This window comes from Polynucleobacter sp. AP-Reno-20A-A9 (assembly GCF_018882085.1).
Classification (GTDB): Bacteria; Pseudomonadota; Gammaproteobacteria; order Burkholderiales; family Burkholderiaceae; genus Polynucleobacter.
In genome coordinates this window covers 1-1,317 of record NZ_JACVPB010000025.1, presented here as the reverse complement: position 1 = coordinate 1,317, position 1,317 = coordinate 1, and the positions used below count along the sequence as shown (strand labels likewise).

General features: G+C 46.5%; 1 protein-coding gene. It reads left to right on the top strand.

Annotated elements, in window-relative coordinates:
• Window positions 1-1,286, top strand: a protein-coding gene (locus ICN39_RS11040) for an IS3 family transposase (protein WP_370623740.1) whose coding sequence is annotated in 2 segments (ribosomal slippage) — window positions 1-397 and window positions 397-1,286 — 1,287 coding nt annotated over the 2 segments. Because the reading frame shifts where the segments join, the coding sequence is not laid out codon by codon here. This gene is flagged as partial in the annotation.
• Window positions 1,287-1,317 lie beyond the last annotated feature (31 nt).

Sequence of the window (1,317 nt, the reverse complement as noted above, 5' to 3'; positions counted from 1 at the left end):
AGGCGGGTAGGTCACTTATTTAAGATTAGCCATTCAGATGTCCGTAAATGGACCTTGGCTTATCAAGCCCATGGTCATAGTGGCCTTAACCCCAGCTTCCAACGCTACTCCCCAGAGTTTAAAGTCCAAGTTCTGCAGCACATGGCTGCGCACCAGATATCGGCTAGGCCAGCTGCCGCCCACTTTGGGATTGGGAGTATGACCACCATTTTGCAATGGCAAAAACTCTACAATGAAGGCGGTATTACAGCCCTTGCTAATCGACCGAGAGGACGATCTCCTATGCCCCACTTCAATATCAAAGCGCTACTTAAAAAGCCCATCTCTGAGCTCACGCCAGCAGAGATGCGAAGACGCCTGGAATATGCCGAGGCCGAGAGTGCCTACCTAAAAAAGTTAGAAGCCTTAGCTCAGAGCAAAGCAGCAAAAGAGAGCAAGCCCAAGTAATTACTGAGCTAAGGCAGCACTACCATTTATCCGATTTACTACTCATCGCCAAGATGGCTAAAAGCGTTTATTACTACTGGCGAGAAGCCGGTAGTAAAGCCGACCCTTATCAGGGTACTAAAGAGCGCATTACCCAGATCTTTAATGTCCACCAGGGCCGTTATGGCTATCGGCGAGTACACCTAGAGCTATGCAATCAGCACCAACACTTAAACCACAAGACAGTGCAAAAGCTCATGACCCAATTAGGACTTAAATCGACTGTGAGACCTAAGCGATACCGGTCTTATAAAGGCACTATCGGTAAGGTGGCACCCAATTTACTAGAGCGTAACTTTGGAGCAAGCAAACCCAATCAGAAGTGGGTCACTGATGTCACTGAGTTCAATATCAAAGGTGAGCGAGTATACCTATCGCCGATCTTAGACCTCTATAACCAAGAGATCATCTCCTATGAGATTGCCGATCGGCCACAGATTAGCTCAGTAATGCAAATGCTCCAAAGCGCATTTAAACATCTGGGACCAAAAGACAAACCTATGTTGCACTCAGACCAGGGTTGGCAATACCAGATGGGGCTGTATCAACAGGCCCTGCACAAGCAAGGCATTACTCAAAGCATGTCTAGAAAAGGTAATTGCTTAGACAACGCTGTCATGGAGAACTGGTTTGGGGTTATGAAGACCGAGTTCTTCTACCAAAAGAAGTTTGAGACTATTGAATCATTTAAGGCGGGGCTAGAGGAATATATCCACTACTACAACCATGATCGAATTAAGCAAAAACTAAAGGGACTGAGCCCGGTAAATTACCGAACTCAATCCCTCGTGCTAACCTAACTAAACTGTCCAACTTTTGGGGGTCAGTTCA